The organism is Novosphingobium sp. KN65.2, from assembly GCF_001368935.1.
Classification (GTDB): domain Bacteria; phylum Pseudomonadota; class Alphaproteobacteria; order Sphingomonadales; family Sphingomonadaceae; genus Novosphingobium; species Novosphingobium mathurense.
In genome coordinates this window covers 1-14813 of record NZ_CCBH010000058.1, presented here as the reverse complement: position 1 = coordinate 14813, position 14813 = coordinate 1, and the positions used below count along the sequence as shown (strand labels likewise).

General features: G+C 62.9%; 16 protein-coding genes. 6 read left to right on the top strand and 10 right to left on the bottom strand.

The window, feature by feature from the left end; all coding sequences use genetic code 11:
* Nucleotides 1-57: 57 nt before the first annotated feature.
* The 3 genes from SPHV1_RS02225 to SPHV1_RS02215 are packed head-to-tail and all read right to left on the bottom strand — an operon-like array spanning nucleotide 58 to nucleotide 2263.
* The gene (locus tag SPHV1_RS02225) at nucleotides 58-507 is read right to left on the bottom strand and encodes a TadE/TadG family type IV pilus assembly protein (RefSeq protein ID WP_054944480.1); all 450 of its coding nucleotides are present in this window, start codon (nucleotides 505-507) and stop codon (nucleotides 58-60) included.
* Nucleotides 507-962 carry a TadE/TadG family type IV pilus assembly protein gene (locus tag SPHV1_RS02220; RefSeq protein WP_054944479.1) on the bottom strand — a complete coding sequence of 152 codons (456 nt, stop codon included), beginning with the start codon at nucleotides 960-962 and terminating at the stop codon, nucleotides 507-509. The genes SPHV1_RS02225 and SPHV1_RS02220 overlap by 1 nt, the downstream gene beginning before the upstream one ends.
* Complete coding sequence (locus SPHV1_RS02215; RefSeq protein WP_054944478.1) at nucleotides 959-2263, bottom strand: TadE/TadG family type IV pilus assembly protein; 1305 nt, start codon at nucleotides 2261-2263, stop codon at nucleotides 959-961. Before SPHV1_RS02215 ends, SPHV1_RS02220 begins: the two co-directional genes overlap by 4 nt.
* Nucleotides 2264-2439: 176 nt before the next feature.
* On the opposite strand from SPHV1_RS02215, the gene SPHV1_RS02210 reads away from it, so the two are divergent.
* Both SPHV1_RS02210 and SPHV1_RS02205 read left to right on the top strand, forming a co-directional pair.
* Nucleotides 2440-3114 (top strand): hypothetical protein, encoded by a 675-nt coding sequence (locus SPHV1_RS02210; protein ID WP_054944477.1) that lies wholly within the window; start codon nucleotides 2440-2442, stop codon nucleotides 3112-3114.
* Between the two features lie 73 nt (nucleotides 3115-3187).
* Complete coding sequence (locus SPHV1_RS02205; RefSeq protein WP_054944476.1) at nucleotides 3188-3646, top strand: hypothetical protein; 459 nt, start codon at nucleotides 3188-3190, stop codon at nucleotides 3644-3646.
* A gap of 6 nt (nucleotides 3647-3652) precedes the next feature.
* On the opposite strand, the gene trmFO is transcribed toward SPHV1_RS02205, so the two are convergent.
* Complete coding sequence (trmFO, locus tag SPHV1_RS02200) at nucleotides 3653-5029, bottom strand: methylenetetrahydrofolate--tRNA-(uracil(54)-C(5))-methyltransferase (FADH(2)-oxidizing) TrmFO (RefSeq protein WP_054944475.1); 1377 nt, start codon at nucleotides 5027-5029, stop codon at nucleotides 3653-3655.
* A 194-nt stretch (nucleotides 5030-5223) separates the two neighbouring features.
* On the opposite strand from trmFO, the gene SPHV1_RS02195 reads away from it, so the two are divergent.
* Complete coding sequence (locus tag SPHV1_RS02195; RefSeq protein WP_231634412.1) at nucleotides 5224-5814, top strand: hypothetical protein; 591 nt, start codon at nucleotides 5224-5226, stop codon at nucleotides 5812-5814.
* A 3-nt stretch (nucleotides 5815-5817) separates the two neighbouring features.
* Here the strand turns inward: SPHV1_RS02195 and SPHV1_RS02190 are convergent, their stop codons facing one another.
* Both SPHV1_RS02190 and gyrA read right to left on the bottom strand, forming a co-directional pair.
* Nucleotides 5818-6186, bottom strand: a complete 369-nt coding sequence (locus SPHV1_RS02190; protein WP_054944474.1) for a DUF952 domain-containing protein — start codon at nucleotides 6184-6186, stop codon at nucleotides 5818-5820.
* On the bottom strand, nucleotides 6183-8945 hold the full coding sequence (gene gyrA, locus SPHV1_RS02185; RefSeq protein WP_054944473.1) for a DNA gyrase subunit A: 2763 nt from the start codon (nucleotides 8943-8945) through the stop codon (nucleotides 6183-6185). Before gyrA ends, SPHV1_RS02190 begins: the two co-directional genes overlap by 4 nt.
* 337 nt (nucleotides 8946-9282) lie before the next feature.
* On the opposite strand from gyrA, the gene SPHV1_RS02180 reads away from it, so the two are divergent.
* On the top strand, nucleotides 9283-10662 hold the full coding sequence (locus SPHV1_RS02180; RefSeq protein WP_054944472.1) for a hypothetical protein: 1380 nt from the start codon (nucleotides 9283-9285) through the stop codon (nucleotides 10660-10662).
* Nucleotides 10663-10807: 145 nt separating this feature from the next.
* Here the strand turns inward: SPHV1_RS02180 and SPHV1_RS02175 are convergent, their stop codons facing one another.
* Nucleotides 10808-11461, bottom strand: a complete 654-nt coding sequence (locus SPHV1_RS02175; RefSeq protein WP_054944471.1) for a carbonic anhydrase — start codon at nucleotides 11459-11461, stop codon at nucleotides 10808-10810.
* Nucleotides 11462-11544: 83 nt separating this feature from the next.
* On the opposite strand from SPHV1_RS02175, the gene lipA reads away from it, so the two are divergent.
* Together lipA and SPHV1_RS02165 are read left to right on the top strand one after the other, a co-directional pair.
* The gene (gene lipA / locus SPHV1_RS02170; RefSeq protein WP_054944470.1) at nucleotides 11545-12483 is read left to right on the top strand and encodes a lipoyl synthase; all 939 of its coding nucleotides are present in this window, start codon (nucleotides 11545-11547) and stop codon (nucleotides 12481-12483) included.
* A gap of 40 nt (nucleotides 12484-12523) precedes the next feature.
* The gene (locus tag SPHV1_RS02165) at nucleotides 12524-12970 is read left to right on the top strand and encodes a type II toxin-antitoxin system RatA family toxin (protein ID WP_054944469.1); all 447 of its coding nucleotides are present in this window, start codon (nucleotides 12524-12526) and stop codon (nucleotides 12968-12970) included.
* Between the two features lie 122 nt (nucleotides 12971-13092).
* On the opposite strand, the gene SPHV1_RS02160 is transcribed toward SPHV1_RS02165, so the two are convergent.
* The 3 genes from SPHV1_RS02160 to ispF form a co-directional block, all read right to left on the bottom strand.
* The gene (locus SPHV1_RS02160; protein ID WP_054944468.1) at nucleotides 13093-13602 is read right to left on the bottom strand and encodes a CinA family protein; all 510 of its coding nucleotides are present in this window, start codon (nucleotides 13600-13602) and stop codon (nucleotides 13093-13095) included.
* A gap of 1 nt (nucleotide 13603) precedes the next feature.
* Nucleotides 13604-14173, bottom strand: a complete 570-nt coding sequence (locus SPHV1_RS02155; RefSeq protein WP_054944481.1) for a hypothetical protein — start codon at nucleotides 14171-14173, stop codon at nucleotides 13604-13606.
* Nucleotides 14174-14184: 11 nt separating this feature from the next.
* Nucleotides 14185-14813, bottom strand: a 629-nt coding sequence (gene ispF / locus SPHV1_RS02150) for a 2-C-methyl-D-erythritol 2,4-cyclodiphosphate synthase (protein ID WP_231634411.1), incomplete at its 5' end; no start/stop codon positions are given.

The following is a 14813-nucleotide window of genomic DNA, read 5'->3' as shown; positions in this document are numbered from 1 at the left end:
TTTTCCATGTCTTAGTTGCAAACCCGACTTGGCGTACCGATCAGCCGGGGAGGGCGCTCAGGCGTCCTTGAGGAGAAATACCGGCCGCTTGTAAGTGAGCTGCAGCAGGTTGCCCGGGACGAAGGCCAGATAATCCGGCGCGTCGTAAGTTACCTTGATCTGCATCTCGAGCGCATCGGTGATCCGGCTCGTCTGGGACGTAACGGTAATGCCGAGACGGTCGGTGTTGAGGTTGTAGCGCGAGCCGACCCCGCGTGAGCGCATCCACGTTGAGATCAGGTCGGCCTGGCTGGCATGGCCGCGCTGATACTCAACCACTGCAAATCGCGCGCCGTCCGAGGCGAGATTGCGGATCGCGTTCCAGTTCTGGATCTGCATCCCGATCTGGAGCACGCCGATCAGCAATGTGAAGAAGAGCGGCGCCAGGAGTGCGAACTCGACCAGAACGCCGCCTCGCTCGTCGCGGGTGAAACGTCCAGGACGCGGTTGTTTGAGGATACTGCTCATCACTGCACCTGAATCGTGCGTTCGACACGATAGTTGAGGGCCTTGCCAACCCCGAAGCGGGTCCAGATCGGCGTATAGGTATCGGTCACGTCGAGCAGGACATACTGGTAGATCGGCTGATCGGTGTCACAGGTCGAGGCGTCCGTGGTCAGCTGGCTGGAGAGGTTGCAGCGGAAGCGTTGCTGCAGCGTCACCTCGTTGTCGGCAAGACCGAGCGAGTCCTTGATGACGCTTTTCATCGTGTCCGAAGATGTGCCCGATCCGGCCGCCGCTGCCAACACGATGCCTTCGGCCTCGCTTGCCGCGCTCTGCAATTCCTGCTGGCGCGAGACGATGCGACCAACCTCGAAGGTGCCGAGCGCCATCAGCACGATTACCGGCGCGACGATGGCCGTTTCGATTGCCATCACGCCTTGCAGGTCGCGAACCATGCGGCGCAATCCTTGAACGATCATGCCACGAGCCTCACGATGGGAGTGGACATCCCGAGAACCGAGCTGTCCTCATAGTCGCACAGGGTGCGCAGATAGGCGCTGCCGCGAATGTCGAGCGTATAGGCCGAGATCTGGAAGCACAGCTTGCTGGTCGTTCCGGAATCGCCGTTGATCTGCACGTCGCCGTTGGGCAGGTACAGGACGCCTTCGATATTGAGGTTGGTATTGCCGTTGATCTGGTGCGCGGCAGGCTCGGTTTCGTCCGTCTTGTCTTCCATGAAGAGCATCTGCGAGAGGCGATCTGCGTCGGCCGCATAAGGCGTGCTCTGGAAGTCTGCAGCCTGCATCGGCGTCAGCGTGATCGAGCCCGTTGCACCTTCGCCGCCGAGCTTGATCTTCGCGCCCTTGCGCAGCACGAACAGTACGTTCTTGCCGACGACCGTCGCATTCGTGGACAGGTCCAGCGTGCCGCCGTCGATGAAATAGATGCCGGAATTGAAGGTCGTGGCGCACTTCGCGATGTAGCCGCCGGTGTACTTGCCGGGGAAAAGGTTGGCGATCGCCTTGTTGCCGTTACCTTCGCAATACTTCGCCTTTGTCTGGTCCTTGGTGCTGGAGTCCGGCTCCGGGATCGGAATGTCGGAATAGACGTCGGACAGGCCCGTCGCGTTTTCGGTGACTGTGCCGCTCAGGCTTTCAGGCACGTCCACCGTGCCGCAGGCTGCAATCGAGGTGGTCTCCACCGTGGCGCTGCCGTCGATGGTGATGGCATCGTCGCTGCACGAAAGGGCGCCGAGCCCGCAATTGGCGATGACGTGGGCGTTGCCGCCGATCTGGAAGGTCGTGCCGTCCTGCTTCAGGGTGATCAGGCAGGCGTGGAACTTGTTGCCTTCCTTGAACCGGGCCTGTGCGCGCGCCATTACGGTTGCAGACTGGTTGAGCAGCAAGCCGGTGAAAGGCAGCTTCTTGGTGGCCGTGGCCGTCACCAGTACGCTGTTTGCTACACCGCCATCGAAGTTCGCCAGCGTGATCGTTGGCGCGCTGGCGAACGAAGCGGTGATCTTCTGGTTGGCGTTGAATTCCTGCTTGGCCCGCGTCTCGTAGTCGGCGTCGTCGCTGTAGGCGAGGGCCCATGCGCCGCCGATTGCGGCCTGGTCGACCGAGTGCTGCAACTCGCGCTGCCACATGTACCATTGCGCCGTGTCCACGCCATAGCCCATGGCGCCGATGAGGGCAGGCATACCGATGGCCACCATCATCATGGCGTTGCCGCTCCTTGCGGAGATCAGGCCCTTCATCAGGCTGCGGATACGTCGGAACATGGGATATATCCTCAAGGCGCCTCAATCCAATATTCACTATCTGACCCCAACGGGGTTGGCGTTAAATGAAACATTTTAGTTAATTGATGTTAAATCGCGTTGCATTTCGGTGCCCTTGCACATCCGGCCTCGACGGTTAGAGAGGCGCGGTGACCGAAGATTCCCCCCAAAGAGCGATGTCCAAAAACGACATCGAAGAGGCCTTGCTTGCCACTCTGCCGCTGAGCCAGAGGCTGGCGCTCGCCTACGCCCCTTCCGCTGCGCGCCTGCCCACGCTTGCGGTCTTTGCTCTCGATACGCGACTGGCCGGATTGCTGCGCCATTCGAAGGAACCGATGCTGGCCCAGCTGCGCCTCGCCTGGTGGCGCGAGAGCCTTGAGCGCGATGCATCCGAATGGCCCGCGGGAGAACCCTTGCTGGCAGCGCTGCGGAGCTGGAACGGGCAGCACAAGGCGCTCTCTGCACTCGTCGATGGCTGGGAAGCCCTGACGGGTGCTGCGCCCTTGCCGCCCGAAGCGCTGGCTCAAATGGTAGAGGGGCGCGGAGCTGCATTTGGCGCGTTGGCATCGGCGCTAGGCAGACCAGAAGAGGCGCAGGCTGCGGCGACAATCGGCCGGAAATGGGCCATGACGGATCTCGCCACTCGCCTGCGCGACAAGAATGAGAGCGAGGCCGTGCGGGTTATGATCGCAGCAGATGATCGGCGCCGACCGCGCGTTTCGCGGTCGCTGCGTCCGTTGCTCGTCCTGCATGGACTGGCGCAGACCCGTCTGGCCAGGGGCGCCGAGAAGGGCGCACAGTCGCCTGCCGCCCTGCTCAAGGCCATGCGGCTCGGTATCCTCGGCTTCTGACCTCCTGACCACATTGTAATTTCAAAGGCGGAGAACACCGCACTAGGCATCGCGGCGTAATGCAGAGGCGCGCGTGAACAGATTGGTGCTCGGTGCTCTGGCGGCGCTGGTGCTCGCCTCGCTCGGCCTGTTCTGGATGCAGGGCCGCGCCGAAGTGGAGGAGGGGGCTCCCCCGCCGGAGGAAGCGTCGGCGGAACCCGACGAATTTCCCAGCGCTTCGATCGAGGATCTCGTCGGACCGGAGCCACCCGAGGCCACCGAACTCAGTCGCGAGCAGCAGCGCTTTGGCCGCTACGATCGCGACAGTGACGGGCGTATCACCCGCAACGAGATGCTATCGACGCGCACATCGGGTTTCCGCAGTCTCGACAAGGACGGCAACAACCTGCTCACCTTCGAGGAATGGGCGGTCACCACGGTCGACAAGTTCGATCATGCCGACGTCAATGGCGACGACTGGCTGACACCCGAGGAGTTTCGTCGCACGGCACCGCCGCGCAAACCCAAGCCCAAGCCGCGCTGCTCGTGCTGACCCGTCTCAGGCCGCCGGGGACAGGGTCTGCAGCCAGGTTCCGATGTCTTCCTTGGCCCGCGAGGTATAGGCTTCCTTGCGCTGCTTCTTCCTGACGTCGTGAAGTGGCGGGAACAGCCCGAAATTGACGTTCATCGGCTGATAACTCTCCGCCTCGGCATCGCCGGTAATGTGGGAGAGCAGGGCGCCCATCGCCGTCGTCGCCGGAGGTCCCTGCCAATCGAGGCCACGCAGTTCGGCTGCGGTCATCAGGCCGGCCATCAGGCCGACTGCGGCGCTCTCGACATATCCCTCGCAGCCGGTGATCTGGCCGGCAAAGCGCACGTGCGGCGCGCTCTTGAGGCGTAACTGGCGGTCGAGCAGGATCGGCGAGTTGAGGAAGGTATTGCGGTGCAGGCCGCCAAGGCGCGCAAATTCGGCGTTCTCGAGACCGGGAATGGTGCGGAACAGGCGGACCTGCTCGGCATGTTTGAGCTTGGTCTGGAAACCGACCATGTTCCACAGCGTGCCGAGCTTGTTGTCCTGCCGCAATTGGACGACGGCATAGGCCCAGCGCCCATTGGGATGCTCTTCGGTCGCCCAGTGCGGGTTGTCGAGCCCTACCGGCTTCATCGGTCCGAAGCGCAGGGTGTCGACGCCGCGTTCGGCCATGACTTCGATCGGCATGCAGCCGTCGAAGTAGGGAGTGTTCGCCTCCCACTCCTTGAACGCGGTCTTTTCGCCATCGATGAGGGCCTGATGGAAAGCCAGGTACTGGTCCTTGTCCATCGGGCAGTTGATGTAGTCCTTGGCCTCACCGCCGAACTTGGACGGCTTGTCCCAGCGCGATGCTTTCCAGCAAATGTCCATGTCGATCGTGTCGTGGTAGACAATCGGGGCAATGGCATCGAAGAACGCGAGGCTGTCCGAACCCGTGGCCTTGCCGATGCTGCCGGCAAGCGCTTCGGCGGTCAGCGGGCCGGTGGCGATGATTGTCAGGCCGCTTTCGGGCAGGGTGTCGATCCGCTCTCGCACGATGTCGAGCGTCGGCAGCGATTGCAGGCGCGCCTCGACTTCGGCGGAGAACACTTCGCGATCGACGGCCAGCGCAGATCCGGCAGGCACCTGCGCACAGGCAGCAGCCGCCATGATCACCGAATCGCAGCGGCGCATCTCGTGATGAAGCAGGCCGACTGCATTCTTCTCGTCGTCGTCGGAGCGGAAGGAATTGGAGCAGACCATCTCGGCAAGGCCGTCGGTTTGGTGCGCCGGGCTCCGTTCGCCCGTGCCGCGCATTTCGGACAGGCGCACGCGAAGGCCGCGCCGGGCGAGTTGCCAGGCCGCTTCGCTGCCTGCGAGGCCGCCGCCGATAATGTGAACGTCGTAACCGGGTTGTGCTGTCATGGGCAAAGGCCCCTAGCGGCTCTTTGCGCGCAGCGAAAGGGAATGCAGATTTGGCGCGGCGATCCGAGAGGGATTGCATGAAGTGCCAAAACCGTGACAAGCGCAGTCGACGAATTTGATCCCGGATTGGAAGACCCAGAGAATGCCAAGGCGCGCACTGATCGAAAGAAGGCCCTGGCTCCTGGGCAGCGTGCTTGCTGCGCTGGCCTTCATATGGTTGGAAAACAGCCGTTTCCCGGGCCTTTACCTGCTCGGCCTCCAAGCGGCCCCGCTGCTGTTGCTCGCGGTCTACGCTGTCCTGCGTCATCGCGGAAACGATACGCGGATGTTGGCTGGCCTGCGAGGGGATCGGCACGGCGCTCTACGACTACTTGCCCTACGCCTCGATCGTCCTGATCATCATCGGCTTCGGCCTGGGCATCGGGCTCTTCGCCTCGCATCGCCGCCCGACGCTCACCGGGTCGCAGAAAGCGGCCGTTACTGCGATCCTGCTGGTTACGCCGGCGATCGGATTTCTCCTCGCATCGCCGGAAATGCGGGTTACTGCGCTTGTCTACATGGTCGCCGTGGGCGGAATGGCCGCGAGCGCATGGGCAAGCAACTTTCCGCGCTACCGGGTTGGAGCAGGGGCGGTCGTCATCCTGACGGCGAACCTGTTGGCCATAGCCGGGGGCGGCCTCATGCAGCGCGAGCTATGGATGGCGCACTTCGCCTGGCCGCTGTTCTACTTCGGCAACCTCATGCTTTCGACCGGCGTTACGGTGGAACTGCGCTCGCGCCGGTAACGGTCAGCCGCGGCCCGGCAGGATAACGCGTCCCGACGGTTCGCGCCGGACCGGACCATGCGCAATTACGGCGCTGAGCGGCAACGGCGCGTAGAGGTGCGGGAACAGGGCGCCCCCGCGTGAGACTTCCCACTTGAGGGCATCGGACACCGCTTCGAGGTCGATACCGGCGATGTAGAGGTCATCCTCTCCGGCGAAGTGCTTGTCCAGCGTTCCCTGGACTTGTCCCGCGGCGGACAAATGGACGTAACCATCGGCAAGATCGACCGGAGCCCCTAGAAAACTGCCGTCTTCAAGCAGCCGTGCCAATTGGGCTCCGGTCAGGATCTTGTAGGCGATTGTCTCGGTGGACAATGCCCGTTCTTCACTCATTCTCCGGCTTCCGGAGTCTCGGGCGCTTCCGGTGCTGCGGCCGTTTCGCCTTCGGCTGCCTCAACGGCTTCGGTAACGACGTCCTCTTCCTCGTTCGCCTCGTCGAGGCGTACGGCGCTGACGACGTGCTCATTCGCCGAGACGTTAAACAGCCTGACGCCCGCCGAATTGCGACCGATGACGCGCATCGTCTCGAGCGGGAGGCGGATCAGCTTGGCCTGGTCGGTGACCAGCATGAGCTGCTGGGCCTGAACAGCCGGGAAGCTCGCCACGACCGGCCCGTTGCGGGCAATATTGTCGATATTGGTGATGCCCTGTCCGCCGCGTCCGGTGCGACGATACTCGTAGGCCGAGGACATCTTGCCGTAGCCGTTGGCACAGACGGTCAGGATGAACTGTTCGCGTTCCTGCAGTTCGGCGAAGCGCTCGGCCGAAAGGGCCGGTTCGCCTTCCTTCTCGCCCTTCCACGGAGCGAACTTCAGGTATTCCTCGCGCTCTTCCGATTCCGTGCCGACCCGGTGGAGGATCGACAGCGAGATGACGCGGTCATCGCCCTTGAGCGTCATGCCGCGCACGCCGGTGGACGTGCGGCTCGTGAACTCGCGGACCTGGTCACCGGCGAAACGGATCGCCTTGCCCTGGCGAGTGGCGAGCAGGACGTCGTCGGTCGCTTCGAGCAGGGCCACGCCGATCAGGTGATCGTCCGCATCCTCGTCGAACTTCATCGCGAACTTGCCGTTGGTCGGGATGTTCGAGAAGGCGTCCATCGAGTTGCGGCGGACATTGCCCTTCGAAGTCGCGAAGACGACCGAGAGCTTGCCCCATTCGGCCTCGTCCTCAGGAAGGGCGAGAACGGTCTGGATCGTCTCGTCCTTGTCGAGTGCGGGCAGCAGATTGACGATCGGGCGGCCACGCGTGGTCGGACCACCTTCCGGCAGTTTCCAGACCTTCAGGCGGTAAACCTTGCCCGCGGTCGAGAAGAACAGGACCGGATTGTGGGTCGAGGTGACGAACATCGTCGTCACTGCATCCTCGTCCTTGGTCGCCATGCCGGCGCGGCCCTTGCCGCCTCGGTTCTGGGCGCGGAAGGTCGAGAGCGGGGTGCGCTTGATGTAGCCGTCCATGGTGACGGTCACCACCATGTCCTCGCGCTCGATCAGGTCTTCGTCCTCGATCCCGTCGAAAGCGGCGGTAATCTCGGAGACGCGCGGGGTTGCGTACGCATCGCGTACGACCTGAAGTTCCTCGCGCATCACATTGTAAAGCTTAATTCTATCGGCCAGGATCGAGAGGTATTCCTCGATCGCGATGGCAAGCTCCTTGAGCTCGTCGCCGATTTCGTCACGGCCCAGTGCGGTCAGGCGGTGGAGGCGAAGTTCAAGTATCGCCTTAACTTGCGTCTCGGACAGGCGATAGGTGCCGCCGTCCTCTTCCGCATTCGGCTCGATCGCTTCGACGAGGCGGATATAGGGCGCGATGTCGCCGATCGGCCATTGCTTGGCGAGGAGCTTGGCACGCGCATCGGCCGGGTTCGACGAACTGCGGATCATCGCGACGACTTCGTCGAGGTTCGAAACCGCGACGACGAGGCCGAGCAAGATGTGCGCGCGGTCGCGGGCCTTGTTCAGTTCGTACTTGGTGCGGCGGGTGATAACCTGCTCGCGGAACTGGATGAAGGCCTGGATGATGTCGCGAAGCGAGAGGATTTCCGGGCGGCCGCCGCGGATCGCCAGCATGTTCGCCGCGAAGTTCGACTGGGCAGGGGTGTTGCGCCAGATCTGGTTGAGCACGACTTCAGGCGAGGCGTCGCGCTTCAGGTCCACGACGACGCGCACGCCCTCGCGGTTCGATTCGTCGCGAATATCGGAGATACCTTCGATCCGCTTGTCCTTCGCGGCCTCGGCGATTTTCTCGACGAGGTTGGACTTGCCGACCTGATAGGGGATCGAGGTGAGGACGATCGAGCGCCGGTCGCCGCGGGTTTCCTCGATCTGGTGGCGGCAGCGCATCATGATCGAGCCGCGACCGGTCACGGCGGCATTGCGCGCACCGCCCTGTCCCAGAATCAGCGGAGCGGTCGGGAAGTCCGGGCCCGGAATGATCTGGAACAGTTCCTCCGAGGTGATCCCCGGATTGTCCATCATCGCGAAGCAACCGTCGATCACTTCGCCCAGATTGTGCGGCGGGATATTGGTCGCCATGCCGACCGCAATACCGCCCGCGCCGTTGACCAGCAGGTTCGGAAAACGCGCCGGCAGGACCTGCGGTTCGTGTTCCGCCCCGTCGTAGTTGGGCTGGAAGTCGACGGTATCCTTGTCGATATCCGCAAGCAGGGCGTCGGCCACCTTGGCCAGGCGCGCCTCGGTGTAACGCATCGAGGCCGGCGGATCGGGGTCCATCGAGCCGAAGTTGCCCTGACCGTCGATCAGCGGCAGGCGCATCGACCAGTCCTGCGTCATGCGCGCCAGCGCGTCGTAGATCGCAGCGTCGCCATGGGGGTGATACTTACCCATGGTGTCACCGACGATACGCGCCGACTTGCGGTAGGCCTTGCCGGAAACGAACCCGTTTTCGTGGCTGGTCCACAGAATGCGGCGATGCACCGGCTTGAGACCGTCCCGAACGTCGGGAAGCGCGCGACTCACGATCACGCTCATCGCGTAATCGAGATAGCTCGTCTTCATCTCATCGACGATGTCGATGCGGGTGTACTCGCCCTCGGGGCCGGTATGTTCAAGAGTGTCGATGTCGTCGCTCACGCGCTGTGTCGTTCGTTGCTTCGATGAGAAAGGTGATTTTCGGCACTAGGACATGCGCCGGGCGAATGCCACTGAAACAGCCCTTGGGAAGGCGCTGAGTGCATCTTTTTCCACACTTATGGGTTGAAACACCGGAAGGACGCCTCGGGCGCATGACGAGGCCTGTCTGAACGCTTGCGGTGAGTCGCATTCAAACAGCGTTAAGCGGCGGGTCTCTAGTTCGAGAGCGAGGTTGCCAAAGGCGCATTTCCCCGTCAGTACCTGCGCCGTACATTTTCGAGGCCCCGCTTTCGGGCGCGGGCCACTGTGTCTGACGACTTGAGAGGAGTTGGCCTTTATGGCTCGCAAGTTCCTGATTTCCCGAGTTGCCCTTGCCATGGCACTCGCCGGCGGCATGGCTGTTGCCGCTGCCCCGACCACGGTTGCCGCAAAAGAAAAGAAGGCAGCCAAGGCTTCGTTTTCCAAGGAATATGCAGCCGTTGCCGCCGAAATCGACAAGACGGTAACCGAGGCCCAGAGCGATCCCACGGTAAAGGCTGCTGCGGACAAGGCCCGTGCCGCCCAGACCGACCCCGCGATGGCTGCCGCACGCGCCGAGGTGGACGCTGCGATGGGTGGCATCCTTGCCAAGCTCAAGGCCGCCGAAGCCGCCGCTAGCGAGCCGCTCGACAAGCTCAAGCAGGGCGAACTCACCCGCAACGTCGGCATCTTCATGAACGATGTCGCAATGCAGCACCGCGGCCTGGTGATGATGGCCGAAAGCGGCGCGATGAGTCCGGAAACCGCGGGGCAGGTACAGTACCTTGCCGGTGTCACCGCTTACCAGAGCCAGCAGTACACTGAAGCGGCACGCTGGCTGCAGGCGGCTTACGACGGCGGGTATCGCGATCCACAGGGCATGCTCCAGGCAGTCCTGGCCGATTCGTACAAGCGCTCCAACAACCCGCAGGCGGCCCTTGCCATCGTGCACAAGGAACTGGAAGCGGCCAAGGCAAGCGGGGCCAAGCCCAACGAGACCTCGATCCGCACTGCGCTTCAGGCTGCCTACGACGCCAAGCAGCTTGCGCCCTCGGCTGAATACGCCGCGATGCTCGGTCAGTATTACCCGAAGCCGGATAGCTGGAATGCCGCCATTTCGGTCGTTCGCCAGCTTGGCTCGCTGCCGAGCAAGGAAAACCTCGACCTCATGCGCCTGATGTATGTGACCGGCGCGATGAACGACAAGCGCGACTATCTGGAGTACATCGAGAACGTCGATCCGCGCGCCTATCCGGGCGAAGCGCTGAAGATCATGAACGCGGGCATTTCGAAGGGCAAGATCAGCGCCTCCGATCTCGCCGGCGAAAAGGCCAACACCGAGGCGCGCGTCTCGTCCGACAAGGCCTCGCTCGCCGCGCAGGAGCGTGACGCGATGAAGCCGGGTGCGACCGGCGCGACGATTGCCGGCACCGGCGACGTGTTCCTGAGCTACGACCAGCCCGCCAAGGCTGAAACCTTCTACACGATGGCGATGGGCAAGCCGGGCGTCGACGCCAATGCCGTCGCCATGCACCTCGGCATGGCGCAGGCGATGCTGGGCAAGTATGCCGAGGCCCAGGCCAACTTCGCAAAGGTGAGCGGTTCGCGCGCGCCCGTCGCCAAGTTGTGGTCGGCCTATGCTGCAAGCAAGGCGACCCCGGCAGCCGCTCCGGCAGCTGCGGCTGCACCGCAGTCCTGATCCGGTCCGGGTCGCCTTCGGGCGGCTCGCCGATCACGAGAAAAGGGCGCCGGATCGATCGATCCGGCGCCCTTTTTCTATTGGCCAGTCCGCTTGCTGTCCCCGTGTGGACAATCATTGTCCACCGGGGGCAATGACGCAATTCTCAGGAAACCGCTTCGAACTTGCCGGTTTCGCTGTCCATCAGGTGCAGGATGCCATCGGAGATCGCGAAGTAGGCGCCGCGCAGGGTCAGCTCGCCGTTCTTCACCTTGCGGCGTACGCAGGGGAAGGTCATCAGGTTGTCGAGGCTGACCTTGACCGCGGCCTGTTCCATCTGTTTCTCGGCGGGGCGACCTTCGGTGCCGAATTCGTCGGCGACCGGGGCGCGAGCTTCGTCCAGCAGCGAGATCCAGTTGGCGACGAAACCGCCTTCACCCGGCTCGTTGCCATGCAGTTCCTGGGTCAGCGCGGCCTTGCAGCCGCCGCACATGCCGTGGCCCATGACCACGACTTCCTTCACCTTGAGAACCTGCACCGCGAATTCGAGCGCTGCCGATACGCCGTGATGGCCGGGCGTGGTCTCGAACGGCGGAACCAGCGCGGCCACGTTGCGCACGACGAAGATCTCGCCCGGATCGACGTCGAAGATCTGCGAAGGATCGACGCGGCTGTCCGAGCAGGCGATGATCATGACTTCCGGCTGCTGGCCTTCGCGCAGGCTCTCCCAACGTTCGCGGTTGGGGGTCCAGCCGGTCTGGCGAAAGCGGCGATAGCCGTCGAGGAGATGGTCGAGGACACGATCACTGGCTTCGGTCATGGGGAGCTCCTTGTTTGCGCCCGCATCCCATAAACGGGATATTCGCACTGGCAAGGGCGCAAACTTGAGACTATCTGGACCCCATGAACGATCTCTCCTCTGTTCCGCAGCCCGAACCGAAACCCGAGCGGCAGCGCAAGCCGGACTGGATCCGGGTCAAGGCGCCGACGAGCAAGGGCTATGGCGAAACCCGCCAACTCATGCGGGATCTCAAGCTCAACACCGTGTGCGAGGAAGCGGCTTGCCCCAATATCGGCGAGTGCTGGACCAAGAAGCATGCGACGGTCATGATCCTGGGCGACACCTGCACCCGGGCCTGCGCCTTCTGCAACGTCAAGACCGGGATGCCCGGCCGTGTTGACACCGATGAGCCTGCTCACGTGGCGGAAGCCGCGGCTAAGCTTGGCCTCGAACACATCGTCATCACCTCGGTGGACCGCGACGACCTGCCCGACGGCGGGGCCAGCCAATTCGTCAAGGTGATCGAGGAGCTGCGCAGGAACACGCCTTCGACGACCATCGAGATCCTGACCCCGGACTTTCGCGGTAAGATGCGCCCGGCGATCGAAGCGATCGTGGCTGCGCGCCCCGATGTCTACAATCACAATCTCGAGACGGTGCCGAGGCTGTACCCGACGATCCGTCCGGGCGCCCGCTATTACGCGTCGCTCCGCCTGCTCGAGGAAGTGAAGAACCACGATCCCTCGATCTTCACCAAGTCGGGCGTGATGCTCGGCCTGGGCGAAGAGCGCCTGGAAGTGCACCAGGTGATGGACGACATGCGCAGCGCCGACATCGACTTCCTCACCATGGGGCAGTATCTGCGCCCGACCCCCAAGCATGCCGAGGTGAAGGAATTCGTCACGCCGCAGGCCTTCAACGCCTATGGCGCCATTGCGCGGGCGAAGGGCTTCCTGCAGGTTGCCGCTTCGCCACTGACCCGTTCCAGCTACCACGCCGGCGAAGACTTCGCCGAGATGCGGGCGGCACGCGAAGCAAGGCTGGCCAAGGGCCGCAAGTAATGTCCAGTGTAGACAATGCCATGACGGGCGAGGCCTGAACGTGCCCGGAATCCACGAAGTCCACCGGTTACCCTACAGTGCCGAGCAGATGTTCGATCTGGTCGCGGACGTAGGCCGCTACCAGGAATTCCTGCCCTGGGTGGTCGCCACCCGGGTCAAGTCGGACAACGGCAGTGAAATGGTTGCCGACATGCTGGTCGGCTTCAAGGCCCTGCGCGAGAAGTTCACCTCGCGGGTCGAGAAGCGGCGGGCCGAAGAGATCAAGGTCCACTACGTCGATGGACCGATGCGCGATCTCGACAATGTCTGGCGATTCCATGCAGTGGACGCGAACAGCTGCGACATCGAGTTCGATGTGCGCTTCTCGTTCCGCAATGCCCTGTTCGAGAAGCTCGCAGGCCAGTACTTCGACAAGGCATTCCGCAAGATGGTCGCAGCCTTCGAGGCGCGCGCTCACGAGCTTTACGGCGAGCCGCAGACGTCTTGAAGTTACGAAAAGTTACTGCAGTTACGAAAAGTGACCTGCATCAGGTTACCTAAAGTGACCGACGGCATGGCGAACTTACTTTAGGTAACGGGGGCTTCCGGAATTCCCGGAAAACCGCGTTGTTAGTGTGCTTGCGGAAGCAGCAACTCCAGAGCGACGATGGCCGCCTGATGCCGGATCTCGGCGCGGGTCTTGCCTTCAATCAGCTTCTGCTCGGCATTCACTTCTTCTTCGCCGCGAATGGCGCAGGCGAAGACGACGGTTCCGACCGGTTTCATCTCCGAGCCCCCCTCGGGGCCGGCAATGCCGCTGATGGCAACGGCGACATCGGCGCGGCTTTGGCGGATCGCACCCTGTGCCATGGCCCAGGCCGTGGCCGGCGATACGGCGCCGAAAGCATCGAGAATGTCGTCCTGGACGCCCAGCAGTTCCTGTTTGGACTCGTTCGAATAGGTAATGAATCCACGGTCGAGCACGGCGGATGAACCAGGTACTTCGGTCAGGGCCGCACAGACCAGGCCGCCAGTGCAGCTCTCGGCAAGGGCGACGGTCCGTCCGATCGCCTTGTTCTCGTTTATGACGCGCTCTGCGAGATCGTAGAGGTCTTGCGGAAAAAGTACGTTCTTGCCCATGTCAGCTCTCACAGATGGCAAAGCCGCCCAGGCTTGCCTGCTTGTCGGCAGCCTGCGCGGCATTTCGGCCTGCTTGTGCGCCGATTTCGACGAACAGCGCGATCAGGCCAGCGGTATTTTCGGGCGGAAGAGGGGACAGCAGGTCGAGCGCAAGGTCGATCTTGTCGCAGGACTTGGGTTTGATGTTCTGCGCTACCATGCCTTCGACGGCGATGTCGACGATCGGCTGCAGCGACTCATCGGGAAGGTTGCGGGTAAACTCGCCAAACTGCGCGTCTTTCGAACTGCTCAACTTGAGGAAGGCGGCACGTGCATCGGGCCAATAGCGGTTCTTCTGTGCAGCGTACCGCGCTTTCAGTTCCTCACCATGCGTGCGCAAGTAGGAATTGGCCGGTAACTGCGATTGACACCGCTTACCCGTCCCACTGATAACCTGCGGCAGGGCGTAAGTCAGCAGCGAGCGGGCCTCGCCCTTGCTGAGGCAGACAGGCTGTGCTGCAGCCGCAACGCCCGGTGCGATTGCAAGGATGGCTGCAATCATGCCGGCCGCGGATCTGTAACCTCGTTTCATGATCGTCCCTTTCACATGCGGCACAGGCAGACTGCAGCCTGCGCGGCAATACCCTCGGAGCGCCCGGTAAACCCGAGCTTCTCCGTCGTAGTTGCCTTGACGGCGATCACGGCGGGATCGACGTTCAGTATTTCCGCGAGGCGAGCGCGCATGGCTTCGCGGTGCGGGCCAAGCCTCGGTGATTCACATATGATGGTAATGTCTGCATTTCCAAGGCAATAGCCCGCATTGGCTACAAGATTGCCCGCATGGATGAGAAATCTGTCGGAGGACACGCCGCGCCACTGCGGGTCGCTCGGCGGGAAGTGCTGGCCGATGTCGCCCGCACCGATTGCGCCGAGCATGGCATCGACGAGAGCGTGGATCGCCACGTCGGCATCGCTGTGTCCGGACAGCCCATGGCTATGCTCGATCCGGATGCCGCAGAGCCAGAGTTCCTCGCCCTCGACCAGACGGTGGACGTCATAGCCCGTCCCGACCCGCACCGGCGGTGCGGAAGGCTGGAAATCGGAAGCAAAGGTCAGCTTGTGCAAGGCTTCGTCTCCTTCGACGAGCGCGATCTCGAGGCCGATTGCCTGGGCGACCTGCGCATCGTCGCCGGCATCGGCGGGGGGGGGGCATTTTCGGCGGGGCTCCCCAA